11 protein-coding genes and 1 other RNA gene are annotated in these 15,270 nt (G+C 57.3%); 7 read left to right on the plus strand and 5 right to left on the minus strand.

Features of this window, described 5'->3' with window-relative positions; genetic code table 11:
* Positions 1-2: 2 nt before the first annotated feature.
* The 3 genes from G5253_RS03475 to G5253_RS03485 all read left to right on the plus strand — a co-directional run bounded on the left by G5253_RS03475 (position 3) and on the right by G5253_RS03485 (position 10,298).
* Positions 3-1,403, plus strand: a complete 1,401-nt coding sequence (locus G5253_RS03475) for a hypothetical protein (protein WP_421202712.1) — start codon at positions 3-5, stop codon at positions 1,401-1,403.
* Positions 1,404-1,537: 134 nt separating this feature from the next.
* Positions 1,538-10,021: an LPD38 domain-containing protein gene (locus G5253_RS03480; protein WP_421202713.1), complete on the plus strand. Its 8,484-nt coding sequence runs from the start codon at positions 1,538-1,540 to the stop codon at positions 10,019-10,021.
* Between the two features lie 73 nt (positions 10,022-10,094).
* Positions 10,095-10,298: a hypothetical protein gene (locus G5253_RS03485; RefSeq protein ID WP_069556139.1), complete on the plus strand. Its 204-nt coding sequence runs from the start codon at positions 10,095-10,097 to the stop codon at positions 10,296-10,298.
* Positions 10,299-10,429: 131 nt separating this feature from the next.
* On the opposite strand, the gene G5253_RS03490 is transcribed toward G5253_RS03485, so the two are convergent.
* Positions 10,430-10,924, minus strand: a complete 495-nt coding sequence (locus G5253_RS03490; RefSeq protein WP_421202714.1) for a hypothetical protein — start codon at positions 10,922-10,924, stop codon at positions 10,430-10,432.
* 75 nt (positions 10,925-10,999) lie between these two features.
* Positions 11,000-11,446, minus strand: a complete 447-nt coding sequence (locus tag G5253_RS03495) for an Arc family DNA-binding protein (RefSeq protein WP_421202715.1) — start codon at positions 11,444-11,446, stop codon at positions 11,000-11,002.
* A gap of 49 nt (positions 11,447-11,495) precedes the next feature.
* Between G5253_RS03495 and G5253_RS03500 the strand changes: the two genes are divergently transcribed.
* The 4 genes from G5253_RS03500 to G5253_RS03515 all read left to right on the plus strand — a co-directional run bounded on the left by G5253_RS03500 (position 11,496) and on the right by G5253_RS03515 (position 13,049).
* The gene (locus tag G5253_RS03500) at positions 11,496-11,660 is read left to right on the plus strand and encodes an Arc family DNA-binding protein (RefSeq protein WP_421202716.1); all 165 of its coding nucleotides are present in this window, start codon (positions 11,496-11,498) and stop codon (positions 11,658-11,660) included.
* Between the two features lie 79 nt (positions 11,661-11,739).
* Positions 11,740-12,534 carry a KilA-N domain-containing protein gene (locus G5253_RS03505; RefSeq protein ID WP_421202717.1) on the plus strand — a complete coding sequence of 265 codons (795 nt, stop codon included), beginning with the start codon at positions 11,740-11,742 and terminating at the stop codon, positions 12,532-12,534.
* On the plus strand, positions 12,531-12,662 hold the full coding sequence (locus G5253_RS03510) for a hypothetical protein (RefSeq protein ID WP_421202718.1): 132 nt from the start codon (positions 12,531-12,533) through the stop codon (positions 12,660-12,662). The genes G5253_RS03505 and G5253_RS03510 overlap by 4 nt, the downstream gene beginning before the upstream one ends.
* A 237-nt stretch (positions 12,663-12,899) precedes the next feature.
* Positions 12,900-13,049 carry a hypothetical protein gene (locus tag G5253_RS03515; RefSeq protein ID WP_421202719.1) on the plus strand — a complete coding sequence of 50 codons (150 nt, stop codon included), beginning with the start codon at positions 12,900-12,902 and terminating at the stop codon, positions 13,047-13,049.
* 31 nt (positions 13,050-13,080) lie between these two features.
* Here G5253_RS03515 and G5253_RS03520 read toward each other — a convergent pair whose 3' ends face one another.
* The 3 genes from G5253_RS03520 to smpB form a co-directional block, all read right to left on the minus strand.
* Positions 13,081-13,443 carry a helix-turn-helix domain-containing protein gene (locus G5253_RS03520; RefSeq protein WP_421202720.1) on the minus strand — a complete coding sequence of 121 codons (363 nt, stop codon included), beginning with the start codon at positions 13,441-13,443 and terminating at the stop codon, positions 13,081-13,083.
* A gap of 722 nt (positions 13,444-14,165) precedes the next feature.
* Positions 14,166-14,525, minus strand: a transfer-messenger RNA (tmRNA) gene (ssrA, locus tag G5253_RS03525).
* Positions 14,526-14,691: 166 nt separating this feature from the next.
* On the minus strand, positions 14,692-15,180 hold the full coding sequence (gene smpB / locus G5253_RS03530) for an SsrA-binding protein SmpB (RefSeq protein WP_005334498.1): 489 nt from the start codon (positions 15,178-15,180) through the stop codon (positions 14,692-14,694).
* Positions 15,181-15,270 lie beyond the last annotated feature (90 nt).

Genomic DNA, 15,270 nt, shown 5'->3' on the forward strand with positions numbered 1-15,270 from the left:
TGATGGGTGTATCAGGATTGGCAGAGGGCTTTCTGGCTGGCTTCAACACCATGGATCGCTACCAGCGCGGCCAGAAAGAGGACGAGCGGGCCGATCAGGCTATGAGCCTGCGCGACGCCATGTGGCAGAACGAGCAGGAGCGGCAAAAGGTGGCTGATGATCGCTACCAGAGCGAGCTGGATTACAGCAAGGGGCGCGACAAAGTCGCAGATGATCGTTATGAGCGTGAGTTTGCCTTGCAGGAGCAAGATGCCAAGGGGTTGCGTGAATACAGAAACGCTCAGCTCGGGATCTCGATGGCAGAAGAGGGGCGCCGCAAGCAGGAGTATGAGTGGCAGGTAAAGGACAGGGAGAAGCAAGCGTACCAACAGGAGAACCTGCCCATCATCCAGTCTGGCTGGCAAGCGGTGGCAGAAGGCAAAGACCCGGGCCAGCAGTTCTGGAATGTGGTGCGGGATCCGCGGGCTGGCACCTTCAACCCGGAGCGCTACCTGCAGCCGGATTATGCCGAGGCGGGTAAGACCTTTGTCACCCATGCTGGCAATCTGATGCGCCAGGCTCAGGAAGGAAAGCTCGACCCGACCACGCCGGAAGGGCATGCAGCCGTGAACAACCCGCAGTTTATCAAGGCAGCAGGCACCCTTTATCAGGATGAGGTAAACAAGGGGGTTGGCGATATCGACCCGGATAGCGGCAAGACCATCACCGGCAAGCAGCTGAACAACATCATGATCACCCCTGACGGGCGCGGCGTGGTGCTGGGGGTGGAGGTGACCTACGACGACGGCAGCAAGGCAGTCCGACCGGTCACCAATAACCGGACCTCTGCGCCGGATGACACTCCCAAGGTGATCCCCATCAATGACTTCCTGAAACCGGCCTATCAGCGGGCGGCGCTGGCCAAGCACATGATCGGTAACGCCGACCAGCTGCGCACCTCCCTTGGCCTGACGGCAGGCCCGGATCAGGCAGGATACAAGAAGGCGGTCACTGAGCTGGAGAAGCAGCACGGCCAGAACCGCGCCAAGATCTCCTCCAGCAATGCAGAGGATAAAGACCTGCAGCTCGACGCACTGGATGCCCAGCTTGAACAGAGCAAGGCGGCGCTGGCTGACACCTACGGCCTGACCACCAAAACGGATGAGCCAAAGCAGGAGGCGCCACTCAAGGTGTGGACCGGGGGCGATCCCGAGCGCCTGCAGTTTATCAAGGAGGCCAACCAGCACGGCAAGCTGAGCAGCCTGATGGATAACCCGGCACGGATGAACACGGCGTTCGAGCTGTGGCGCCAGCAGGCGGCCAAGCAGAAGAAAGAGGAGCAAGCCACCGTGACAGCCGGCAGGCTGCGAGATGCGGAGGCTGGCGCCTATCAGGCCATCAGTCTGGCGCAAGCGCGCCGCTAGTTGCCTTTCCAACCCCCCAGCGTTAGCATCTATCCATAGTCGGCCAGTCTGCTTATTGGCCAGCACTCCCCATATCAAGCCCTGATCGGTTCGCCGATCGGGGCTTTTCTTTTGCACAAAAAGCCGAGGACACCATGGACAAGCCTGGACTGCGCGACGCCTTGCCACAACCGAAACTATCCGACACCCGCACAGACCCGTTCTGGAGCAATCTCGATAGCAGCCTGTCTGCGGCTGCTGCCCCGTCTGCCGCCCAAACCCCACAGCGCGACCTCAATGTTGGCCTGGGGGATGTGGCGCGCGGCGTGGGCGCTGGCGCACTGGAACTGGTTGGCGGGATTGGTGAGTTGGCCCGGCAGGCAAGCCAGTTTGGCAAGGAGAACGCTGGCAAGCAGGGAGGCGATTACCTGGAGCAGGCTCGCGCCAATATGGCCAGCAAGCTGAGCCCGGTGCTTGATGTGGTGGCTGGCGCTGGCGATTTGGCAAAGTCAGGCGCCGAGTCGCTGACCGAGGGGATGAGCGGCGATGCCAAAGAGGCGATCGGCCGCAGCCTGATTGATGAGACGCCAGAGGGGCGCCTCACCATGGGGGATGGCGCTGGGGATCTCGACGTATGGGCCATGAAGATGGCGCAGGGCGTGGGCTCCATGGTGCCGACCCTGCTGGCTGGCGGTGTGACCGGTGCCGCCGCCAAGGCCAGTATCGGGCGCGCCGTTACCACCTCCATGCTCAAGCGGGGGGCTACTCAGGAGGTGGCCGAGGCTGTCGCCGCCAAGACGGTGGCCAAGCTGGCGACCGGCGCAGCCGTCACCACTGGCGCTACCGGTTCGGTGGGTAGCGCGGGGGTGAATACCCGCGAGTCAGTGCTGGGCATGAGCTTTGATGAGCTGTCCCGGAGCGATACCTTCCGCCAGGCATTCACTCGCATCGACCAGGATCAGCAGACGCAACACCTCTCTGATGAGGAAAAGCTGTCGCTGGCCCGGGAGGAGACTGCCAACGTTGCCAGTCGAGCCACCATGAGCGACGCCAAGGTGTGGGGCGCAGCCGCCATGGGCTCTGTGATGGGCGATGCCATGCTGTTCAAGATGCTGGCAGGCAAGGCGGCGACCGGTGGCGTGCTCAAGGGGGCAGCCAAGGGGGCGGTAGGTGAGGGGATCGGCGAGACCCTCGAGGAGGGGGTGCAGCAATACACCATCAACGAATCCCTTAACGAGGTGGCCGCTGCCGATATCGACCCGATGAAAGGAGTGGTGTCCAGTGCGCTGGAAGGCGGCCTGATCGGCATGGGGACCGGTGGCGCCCTGGGTGGCGCTGGCGGGCTGCGTGGCAGCAAGTCACAGCCAGAAAGCGAAGGGGGTGCACAGGTAGATCCCGCCACTGTGGAGGATGTCGCTCCTGTTGAGCAGGGTGATCCGATGCAAGCAAACCCCGCTGCCGCACCGGCAGATCCAGACTTGGTACCTGCCGCTGACACCATGGCCGATCCGGTGGTTGCACCCTCTGGCGAGCAATCCCCGCTCGGCCCTAGCGCCAGCCAGTTTGACGAGCTGCGTGATGTGCCAGCCTACCTGCGCCGCGACGATACCGCGGAGCGGTTCAAGGGCATGGCTGCCGATAGCGAGGTGCAGCGCGCCCTGGCTGGTGAGTTTGGCCAGTCAGTGCAGGAGCTGGTTGCCTCCCAGATGCAGGCTGGCGATCAGGGCAAGAGTCTTTATGAGCGAGCTCAGGCTGGCGAGCTTGGGCTTGACCCGTTCGCAGGCAACAAGAGCGCCCAGCAGGTAGCCATGGAGAACCAGCGCCCAGCCCTGCCGCTCAAGGATGTGATCTTTGCCGGTGACACCAATGCCGCCCGGGGGATGACCAAGGAAGGCCACTTTGACGACAAGCAGGCTGGCACCGGCCCCCAGTTCCGCGGCGCAGAGCGTACTCGCTGGCAGAGTGGGCAGGAGGGGGATGTGTTGCCGCCAGAGGCATCTTCCACCAAGCCCGCTGGCGAGCTGCCTGGCGCGGTGATTGAAGGGGAGGCCCGCGAGGTCGGTACCGAGTTGCCGCACCGCGATGTGGTCTATGGCGCAGATCAGCGACAGCCTGACGCCAAACCGATGCGCGGCAGTGCCACCGAATCGGCAGTTGGCCCGCTCCAGACACTCCGCATCACCCGCAAAGGCAAGCCGTTCGCAACCGAGAAAGAGGCTGCCATGGCCAGCCGCAAGGGCAAGGAGATGCCGGTGCAGCTCAATGGCGGCGGATTCGGGGTGGCCGAGATCGCCGAAGTTGAGCAGGTGCAGGCCGCCAACAACTCCAATGCAATCAATGGCCAGCAGGGCAATAACCAACCGCAAGCAGAGGTGAGCAATGAGCCAGTTACCCCAGTACCTGCAATCAGCAGTGAAGGACAAGGCGCTCAGCCTGGCGCAGGCGAACCGGCTGCAGCAGGCGCTGGACCAGCCATTGCCAGACTCACCGACCGAGCTGGATCCGGAAATCCGGCAGACAACACTCCTGCTTCACCTGTACCTGATGGACAGCAGCAAGATGACCAAACACTGACAGCCCCGGCCACAGATGCCGGGGCTGCTGTTTCTGGCCGTATTGGCGAGGACGAGCTGCGAGATCGCGACCTGCTAAAAGAGCATGGCGGGCACTGGAAGTATCGTTCTGCAGTAGGCGCAGGTTGGTTTACTGCCAACACCAAGGAGGCCGCCATTGAGCGTGCCGAGGAGGCATACCGCAAGGCAGTATCCAAAGGAGAGCCAGTCCCCACCAGGGATGAGCGGTTCGCACAGGCAGACGCAGAGCTGTTTAGTGAAATGGATCGCCGCTACGGAAAGATGTCAACTCCCGAGCTTGAAGCAGAGTACCAGCGACTTGGTGGCGAGGTTGGCGATCTGCAAAAATCAGGCTCTGGCGAGTTCAACGGCAATGGCGGCCGCCGCACTGGGGCTGCTGTATCCAATGAAGGTGCTCGTCAGGTTGGTGAGGAACGCTTGCGCCTTGGCGTTTACATGAAGATGCGCCGCGACCGCGATACCGTGGAGTCGGGAGCCAAGTCGCAGCAGATCGAGCCAGCCAACGACTGGAGCGGCGCCAAGAGCGCAGCGGATTACCACGCCGCGAAGCGTCGCCTGTTCTCCGGCGAGATGGAGTTTTCTGAATTTCAGGCGATGAGCCGTTCCGCCCTGGATAACGCCCCCTCTCTGCGGGCTGAGCTGGAAAAGAAAACCAAGCAGGATTTGCTTGATCAGATGAGTCGCTTCAATGCTGCCCGCTACAAAAATGACAAAAAGGCCGTCGTGGTCGAGGCCGCATACAACCAGCTGATCGGTGATCTGCGTTGGGCTGCCAATGGTGATGGCAATACCATCAGCGAGACCTATGCCATCGGCGGCGCCAGACAGAGTATCGAAGAGCGAGTCGCCAAGGCGCTGGATGGTTTGACCCCGGAGCGGTATCAGCTGTTTCGTGATAAGCAGCTGTCCGACGTTGCCGAGATGCAGCGGCGCCGGGAAGAGCTCAAGCAATCTCTCACCGACCCGCAAACCTTGGATGACTTTAAGGCATTCATAGAGCGGCGAGGGATTGACAAGCTGACCCAGGAGCAGCGCGCCCGCTATGAGGATATGGTTGCTGCTCGCAACCTAGATCGCAGGGAGCAGGAGCGCAGCGCCAAGGGAAATGAGACTGCCCCCTCTACCACTTCCAGCGACATCATCAAGACCAAGCACACCAAGACCGGCGATGATCTGTTTGTTGTGCAGATGGGGGATCGGGTTGAGCGAGATGCTTACAATCGCATCAATGCTCACGCCAAGACCATGGGTGGCTGGTATTCGTCATTCCGCGGCAAGGGTGCCGTGCCTGGTTTCCAGTTCAAGAGCGAAGAGAAAGCGACCGAGTTCCGCGCCTGGCTGGGTGGTGAGGTTGGCGGGGCTAGCCCAGATGTTGCACCTGATCAGTATACTGATAGCGAGGCGCAGCCGGCTGGCAAGTCCAAGCAGGTGGAGGCGCTGCGCAATCGCGCTGCGTCAGCGAGAGCCAAAGCGGAGGCGGTGTTTAATGCCGATCGCAAGGAGAATACCGCACGCCGCGCAAGCATGGCGGCCAACGCTAGAGCCAACGCCGAGCGAGACCTGCGTTTTGCTGGCTTGCTCGAGGCTATCGCCACCGGCATCGAGAGCGGGGAGATCACCTACCTGCGCAACCTTGCCAACGGCGCGCAACTTGAAGAGTTGCAGTCGGCGCTCAATCGGGGGCTGTGGTCGCTGCCTGCCACCAAGATTGATGCCCTGGTGAGCGATGGGGTGATCAATCGTGATGACAGCAGCCGTTATTCCTGGAGCGACAAGGCAACCCCTGAGCAGATGGTGGAGGGGGTATCCATGCCGGGCATGGATTACCACACCGATCGGCTTCGTGAGGTGGCCCTAAAGATGCAGGGGGCGAGCGGTTTTAAGCAGGCTGGTGCCAAGGTAATGAGCCTGGTCAAGGCTGCGGCAAACAGGGATAACAAGACCACAACCCTGAGCGATCCGGAGCTGATTGCCAAGCTCAAGGCGTATGTCACTGGTAGTGATGACTACAGCATCAGCACCATCAAGGATCAGATCGCCGGGTATGGTCGCCTGGAGCGCATGGGCATTACCAATCACACCGAACTGCGCGCGGCATTGCGTGAGCTGGTCAGACTGCAGCGCGGGCTGAATGAGGCGGCACCGCAGCGGGATCCGGTGACAGAAAAAACCAACGCATTGAAGCGCCGGTTGCTGAACAACCGCAACGCCTTTATCGACTTCTTCCCCACTCCGGAAGAGTACGCCGCCGACCTGGTGGACCGCCTTGGTATTGAGCCTGGCATGGTGGTGCTCGAGCCATCTGCCGGTCACGGTATGCTGGCAGAGGCCGCCCGGGATGCCGGGGCAACGGTGGAGGCCGTGGAGCTGGCTGGCGATCTGCGCGATATCCTGCAGGAAAAGGGATTCTATCTGGTCGGCGATGACTTTATGGAGACAGCGCCATCCCAGCGCTATGACGCTGTGATCATGAACCCGCCATTCTCCAATGACATGGATATTGACCATGTGCGCCATGCCTTTGGCCACCTCAAACCGGGCGGGCGGTTGGCTGCCATCGTATCCAGCATGGCTGGCCAGCGCAGCAACAAGAAAAACAAAGCGTTCCGCGAGTGGCTTGACGACCTTGGCGCCAGCGAGGAGATGATGCCGGAGGGGGCATTTAAGGATTCGCTCAACCCAACCAGCGTGCGCACCAAGATCATCACCATTGAAAAGCCGGTTGATAGCACTGCGAACTCGGATGCGACCGAGCAACGAGCCGTCTCATTCTCCAAACAGGCCATGGCGCAGGGCGAGAAACCATCCAAGCATCTGACCCGCAAAGAGGCGGAGCTGGTCACCAAGGAGTGGTTCAAGCAGTACCGTGGCGCCAGTGGCATTGATGTGCAGATCCACGCCACCCAGGCTGAGCTGGAACAGGCGCTGGGTCTGGCGGCACAAGATGGCCTGATCCGCCGCGCCGCCTTTGATGATGACAGCGGCACCCTGCATGTGGCGGCTGATACCATCGCCAACCCCAAGCGAATGCGCGAGATCCTGCGCCATGAGGTGCTGGCCCACTATGGCCTGGCCAACGTGCTGGGCGATGGCGAGTACACCAAGCTGATCAGCCGCATTATCAAGTCGAAGAGCGCCCCCAGCATGAAGGCGGTGTGGGATTGGGTTGATACCCATTACGCTGGCGAGGATGTCGGGGTGCAGGCCGAGGAGGTGATCGCCCACTTGGCCGAACTGGAGCAGAGTGCCTGGCGCCGCGGCTGGGATCAGGTGGTGGCATGGGTTACCAAGGCGCTGCGCACTGTCGGCTTTGTGCCTGGTGGCATTACCGCTGCCGAAACAAGAGTGCTGATTGAGGGTCTGGGCAAGAAGATGAAGCGCGGCGGCCCTGACGATGGTGGCCCGGATGGAGGCCAGAAATTCAGTCAGGAGGCGGCTAAGCCAGAGAAAAAGGGCGGACTCAAGATGAGCCAGACCAACACCGCAGCGGATGCGGCCATGGAAAAGCTCAATCTCGGCGCCAAGCCTGACATCATCGACAACACCAAGGCCAACCTTGCCAAGCTGCGCAAGGTTGATCGCGGCGTGGTTGAGTCATGGGTAGACCGCTTTATCAAGAAAGCCAACACCGAAGTGCTCGATGCGCTGGCCCCCATCAAGTATGCAGAGGATGCGGCAGGCATTACCGATGCTGCCGACTCAGGCTATGTTGCGGCGCGGATGGCGACCGGGGCAGCCTCCACCATGCAGGCAACCATGCTCTATGGTCTGCCGGAGTGGAATGACGGGGTGATCCAGCGCAAGGCGGGCACCGGCGAGAAAGACGCGCTGCTTGGCATCTTCTCCGATCTGGGGGCTGATCTGCACAACTGGCTGGGCTGGATGGCCGGCCACCGGGCTGAGCTGCTGATGGAGCAGGGGCGCGAGAATCTGCTGAGCGAGCAGGACATCGCCGCCCTGAAAGGGCTTGGCAAGGGCAAGGAGGCCAAGTTCAAGGAGGCCAAAGCCCGCTGGAACCGCCTTAATGCTGCAACCTTGGATCTGGCGCAGGAGGCTGGACTATTCACCAAGGAGGCGCGGGCCGAGTTTGAAAGCGAATGGTACATCCCGTTCTTCCGTGAATCAGATGACGGCGACGTGATCGCCCCCTTCAAGCCTAAGGGCATTGCCAACCAGAACGCCGGGATCAAGAAACTTAAGGGTGGGGAGGCCAACACCAACGACCTGCTCGAGAACATTTTCACCTCTACCTCCAAGCTGATCGACGCATCCATGAAGAACATGGCGGCACAAAAGACCGTCTGGAATCTGGCTGATACCGGGCTCATCGAGGTGGTGGCCAAGCCAAATATGATGGACTGGCGTGCGCTCAAGAACGGCAAGGATCTGATCACCGTCAAGCTGGAAGGTGAGGACTACATGATCCGGGTTGAAGATCCTGACCTGTATCGGGCCATGACATTCTTCGACCGCCAGCCATTCGGCACCATGATCAACATGGCATCAAAGGCCAAGCGCCTGCTGACAGCCGGGGTGACCGCATCCCCTGAGTTTATGCTGCGCAACTTCCTGCGCGACTCACTCTCCAGCTGGGCGATCAGCAAAGACGGATTCAAGCCGGTTATCGACTCCATCAAGGGGGTGAAAAAGACCCTGGCGATGGACGGCAGTACCATTGATGTGATGTTCAGCGGCGCCAGCTTCTTGGGTGGCTATGTCAACGGCAACGACCCGACCGCCATGGCCGACACTGTGCGCAAGTCACTGCGCCGCAAGGGGATGACTCCGGAGCAGATTGCCCGCTACGAAAAGAGCATTATCCGCAACGCCGCTCAGGCAAAGGGCGTGGTTGCCAATGTGTGGGAGAAGTACAACCGCTATGGCGAGGCTTTCGAGAATGCCAACCGCGAGGCGGTCTATGCCGCTGCCATCAAGGCGGGCAAGAGCCACGCACAGGCGGCGTTCGAGTCAAAAGACCTGATGGACTTCTCCATGATGGGGGCGGCCCGCTTTATTCAGGGGGCGTCCATGGTGTTGCCGTTCTTCAATGCTCGCCTGCAGGGTCTGGGCAAACTGAGCCGGGAACTGCGCGACAACCCCCGCGAAATCGCCAAGCGGGCTGGCATGATCACCGCCATGTCGCTCGGCCTGCTGGCCGCCAACTGGGACGATGAGCGATACGAAGAGCTGCCGGATTGGGACAAGGACGCCAACTGGCACTTCTTTGTTGGCGATCAGCACTTCCGGATCCCCAAGCCGTTCGAGATTGGCGTGATGTTCGGCACCATCCCGGAGCGCATGGTGCGCGCCATGGGCGACAAGGACACCGGCGCCCAGTTCGGCAAGGCTGTGGCCCGGGCAATTGGCGATACCTTTGCCCTTAACCCCACCCCGCAGATCATCAAGCCGCTGGTAGAGGCCGCCTTCAACTATGACACCTTCCGCGGCGGCCCCATCGACAGCCCGCAGGATCTGGCCGTCAAGGCGGAGGCCCGCTACAACGAGCAGACCAGCTTGCTGATGCGCGAGCTTGGCGAGCTGTCTGGCTTCTCGCCCAAGCAGCTTGAGCACTTGGTGATTGGCTATACCGGCACCATCGGCGGTTATGTGATGGCCACGGCTGATGGCCTGATCAGGGCATCTCGCCCGGGTGAGTCGGCCAGCTGGCGCGCTGACGAGATCCCGCTGGTGAAAGCCGTGTACCGCGGCACTGGCCCGGCCAAGTCCACCCAGCATATGGAGGAGTTCTACCGGATGCTGAGCGAGGTGAACCAGCTCAAGCGCACCGTTGACCAGTACCGCAGTGAAGGGCTGGACGATAAGGCGAATGAGCTGCTCGAGGAGCAGGGCGGCATCTTGAAGTCACGCCGCAGCCTGAGCCGTACCCAGCAGCAGGTAAGGGTGGTGCGCAACAAGATTGAGCTGATCCAGCGTGACCGCACCATGAACGCAGAGGAGAAGCGCAAGCGCATTGATGAGCTACTGGCCCGCCGCAACGACCTGGTATATCAGGCGGTAAACAAGAACAGGGAGAACTGGGAGTAAGGGAGAATAGCGGCCCTGGCTGAGCCCATGCGAAGGGGGTAAGCTAGGGCCTTAATATGTGAGGACCCTGACCATGTGGATACTGTTTGCGTTGATAATGATGGTGGTGGCGCTCAAGGCGTTCAGTTTCAGCTTTACGCTGGCCCTGATCCCCTTTGCTGCCGGGTGTTGGTGTTTTAGCAAATCCAGCCGGAGCGATCTGGATGACTTTATGGCATTCAGCTTCTTCTTCGTCCTGGTTGGATTTGCTATTGCGGCGCTTGATCAGCTGTTTTGATTGAGTCATTTCTTTGCTGGTGAGCTACTGATTTAGCGTAATATAAATCAGATTCAATGCAGATTTATTTAATTGCAATGTAATTAACAACTGCATCGATGTGGTGATATCACGTTTCGTTACGCACTTACTCAAATCCTAGCCTTAGAGTAAACCCCCTCTACAGCACATTTACTTCCGTTTCTGAATATTAGTTGTCCATAACCTGATGATGATATCACCAAGTGCGAATCTTCAACCATTGCCAAAGAAAGGCAGTTTGAAGTATGTATGTAAGCATTACTGCCAAACACCTCAAACCAATCATCATCATCCACGCTAACCTTAACGGAGTACTTCCCTGGCTTATACTCGTCCTTGCTAAAGACAGCTTTCACATCACAACGGTCATCACTATCCAAGAATATTAGCTCACCACCATATCCATCTGTTTTGAAAATAGCTTGCTCAGAGTAGGCGTATGCGTAGCAATATCTTGTTTGAACCAATATATCGTTGCCGCTTACCTTATATATGTTTTTGCTTTTCCTTGTTAGCGTAAGCTCATAGCTCTCAGCGAAAACATTATGAGACAGAACAAGAGGAGCAATCATAATTGCTGCGGAAAATATTTTTTTAGCTAACATCAAAGCTCCAAAAGAATTATACGCAAAGCTTAATGTTGCGCTATTTATCATTAGGTGTCAGTGAACAAGATCACATCATCTTTTTTTGTCTAGCATTTCTTTGGCGAGCTTTTCCACCATTTCGCGAACCTCTTTTATCTGCTTGGCTATGGCGGTCACATTGTAACGCGGGTCGTCCTTATCTATGCCGGGGTCTGTTATCTCCACAGATGCGATCATTCGTGACGATCCAGGCCCGCCATTGAGCTCTCCGACTAAGCTGGCATCAATTGACTGCTGAAGACGATGCACAATCTCGGCGTTCATGGACCTGCCGCTCGCCTTGGCTAGCTCAGAGATAGTATCCCTCATGCCGTCAGGTAGTCTTAACATGAACTTATCTGAGGCCCTGCCTGTTGTTGCTGTGCTCTTTTTCATCATTACTTTCATTTGCTTATACAAGTCATATAAGCATACAGGCACCGTGACATACATCAATGGAGTCACCGTGACACAAAAAAGGTTTGACGCAATGCGATACATGGAACACAATCCGTGAAGTCACCGTGACATAAACCCAAAGGAGATGTAAATGGAAGCGGGTAAAATCAAAAACACATCACTGCGCTTACCGAACGAGATCCGCAAGTGGTTGGGTCATCGCGCCGTAGATAATGGCCGCAGCATCAACAGCGAGATCATGATGATTTTCAAGGAGATGATGAAGAAAGAGGAACTGGAGAATGCTAGCAAGTAGCGGAAATGATTCGACCCAAGCTGTTGGCGCAGCTCGGGCCGAGGATGTAAACCCAAACAACCACGTTAAGGACTACGGTATGACTATACAACAACAGTATCAGCAAACCAAAGTTTTGGCAGGGCCGCAGAATTCCATGCCGGTGATTGCCGGGGTGGAGATCACCACTGATGAAGCTGGGCGCTTCAATCTCAATGCTCTGCATCAGGCAAGCAACCTCGGCGCTGAGAAAGCGCCCTCGAAGTGGCTTCGCAACAAGCAAGCTCAGGAGCTTGTTGCTGAGGTGGAAAAGCAAACTGGACAAATCTGTATAGTTTCCATCGAAGGCCGTAACGGCGGCACTTTCGCCCACGAACTGCTGGCAATCTCCTATGCTGGGTGGATCAGCCCCGCCTTCCAGATTCAGGTTAATCAGGCATTCTTGGATTATCGTACTGGAAAGCTGGCACCTGTTACGCAGCAACTCACCACCATCGAGATCCTACAGATCGCCATGCAGGCTGAGCAGGAGCGCCTGCGCTTGCTGACCGTCAACCAAGAGCTGGAGCAGAAGATCGAGACTGATGCGCCGCTGGTTCGCTTCGCCAAGCAGGTTGAAGTCACTCCTGACTCAATCAGCGTTGGTAAGGCGGCCAAGATCATTGGCACCGGCCAAAACCGGCTGTTTGCCTATTTGCGCCAGATTGGCTGGGTAAGCCGCAAAAATGAGCCGTACCAAGCCAAGATCGAGCAGGGGTTGATGGATGTGAAGATCAGCCCTTGGGAGCACCCTGAGTTTGGCTTGCAGAAGCGATCGGTTGCACTGGTGACTGGTAAGGGACTATCAAAGCTGCAACAGCTGTGGGCGGTAGACCAAGGGAGGTTGCTGTCATGAGCGCGGCCCAACTGATGGTGGAGCTTGCCGCCTTACTGGACGAGCTGGAAGGTGTCGATATGACGCGAGTCGATCGGGCCAAGATCACGGCGCGGATAGAGCGCATGATGCCTGAACATGCAGAGTAATAACGGTGGGGCTTCGGCCCCATTTTTATTGCCTATTGAAAACTACAAGATCCGGGTTGGGATGTGGCAAACCATAGCACCACACTGATAATATGGTCTCGTTGTTGGTTTCATTAGCGAACTGGAGGTATGGATGGTCAGTATACGTCGCTCTCATTAATCAGGTGTTCGCCTGAGAGGTGAGCAAGGCGTGCTTGGGGATGTTACCCCATGCAACTTTGCTATCAGGAGTTCGCAATGAACCCCATTTTCCTCGTGACTGAACTTGAAGAAATCATTGAATCGCTTGATCTTACCTGCCTCACTCGCGCCGAGATCGCCAACATCCTTGAGCGGTTGAAAGATTGTTGCGGCCGGGATGGTTCACACCAAGGCCACGATGAGTAAGACAGCACAGTGGGGGCGAGCCATCGCCCCCTTATCCCACCCGAACCCCAAGTATCTCTGCATAGCAATTCAGCATCGACGCCAGGTGCGGCTTCGGCAGTCGTGCTGCGCGGTTGATCAGCCCCATATGTTCATCATCTGAGACGCTCCAGTCAGGGTCTGCAAGGATGGCCTGGACGGATAACCCCATTGCAGACGAGAGCATGACCGCCTCTGCCAACCCCATGAAGTCGTCGTGATGTGGCGATAGCCATCTGCTGATACTTGAGCGGGGGATTTCGGTCAGCTTGCTGATCTTGGACTGGCTGAGCTTTCTCTCCGCCATCAGCTTGCGAACCTTCTTCTTGGTGCGATGTACATACTCAAGGCTAGAGCTGGTCAGATGCCGCTTCATAGGCATTTCCTTATATGTAGTTGCTAACCGTGCTCTAGATCATGTTTTTCTCATTGTCCCATATCTGGGATTCTTATAGTGCAATTGCTCAGTAATGGCACATCGTGGTCGTGTAGATTGTAGTCAAAAAAAATAGATGGCTGAGTACACGGAGAGTCGCCGCAAAAATCAACATTTACACAAGTGGCGGTTTTATGACGAGTCATAGAGTATGGGATCTATCAACGGCTAGGAAAAAGGTAAAGGAGGCTCAAGAAGATACTGCTCCACTAAGTCTGCAAAAAGTGGTACATTCGCTTGGTTACTGTATGGGTATACAGTGTTTCACAGTCGAGAGACTGAGAGGGGAAGAGCGAGGACCTGGAAGGATGGATTCACTAACTGAGCTAGAACATGTTATTGAGACTTTGGATCTGACAAAGGTGGAGGAAGAGAAAATCGCGCGCATTCTTGAACGACTTCGCGATGAGCTGCAAGCTGCTTCATAGCTGTTGCAGCCGGTTAGGATTGGCCCGCCATTGAGCGGGCTTTTCTATGCGCGCTTTTTGGTGGAGGCAGGTGTTGGGGAGGGGAAAAGAAAAAAGCCTGCATTTCTGCAGGCTTTCTTGCTCTTGGATCACCAGTGGATCATTTTAGTTCCCGTTTTGGGCCAGTCACTGTCGCCGTGATTTGGCTAAGTTGCTGTTTTAACTCGTTTTGTCCTGTCTGTGTCCTAGTTAAATTGGTGGAGCTGGGGGGATTTGAACCCCCGTCCAAAATTACTACATCCTCGGCACTACATGCTTAGTCACTCTTTACATTCGCCAACCCGCTGCGGAGAGACACGCCACGAATTGACTAGCTCGATTGGTTTTAATGCTTCCGCCCCGAGCAGGACTTCCACACGATCCTGTGAAGGATGACCTTCCGATTCCCTAGGACACAGGCAAGCTAGGGTAGAAGGGCTCTATGCAGGTTATTAAGCTGCTAGTGCGTAGTTTTCGTCGTTTGCGACTATTTTTTTGCGGTTTATTAACGAGGCCTACCGCACCTCGGCATGCACCTTGGGTTTCGTGAATCTTGTCGAATCCAGAATCAGCCCCAAGTTGTTAATTGCGATTGTACGCAAAAATGCTGTCATAGCAAGGCGTTGATACCCATTCCCTCTGGCAACCAGTCTGTTTGCCGATTTATTGTACGCAGCTGAGCCTGAAGAGCCAGCTGCGCCGGGGGAAGGTGAACTGGCGCCCAGATCATGCCAGCAGCTGGTTAGCCGCGATGCTTGTTCTTCATGATGCGAGCTTTTTCCCGATCCCACTCGCGGGCCTTGGTATCTTCGCGCTTGTCGTGCTCTTTCTTGCCCTTCACCAGGCCGATCTCGACCTTGACCCAGCACTGTTTCCAGTAGAGGGCGAGGGGAACTATGGTGTAACCCTGACGGGCGATCAGGCTTTCGAGCTTGTCGAGTTCACGACGGCTCAGCAGCAGTTTGCGGGTGCGGGTCGGGTCACATACCACATGGCTGGAGGCCGCTTGCAGTGGCAGGAAGCTGGAGCCGAACAGATAGGCCTCGCCATCGCGGAAGATGACATAGGCTTCGCTGATGTTGGCCTTGCCCGCCCGCAGGGATTTGACTTCCCACCCTTGCAGGGACAGACCCGCTTCGATCTTCTCTTCGATGAAGTATTCGTGGCGCGCGGTTCTGTTGAGTGCAATGGTGCTGGACCCGGCTTTGTTTTTACTGTTTTTTTTGCTCATGACGGGCGATTTCCGGCAATGACTAGGAGGCTCGTATTATACGTAGGCAGGGGCGGCTGTAAAACGCGCAGCAGGTCAAGTGGTGGCTTT

This window comes from Aeromonas sp. 602658 (assembly GCF_049173005.1).
Taxonomy (GTDB): Bacteria; Pseudomonadota; Gammaproteobacteria; order Enterobacterales; family Aeromonadaceae; genus Aeromonas; species Aeromonas veronii_A.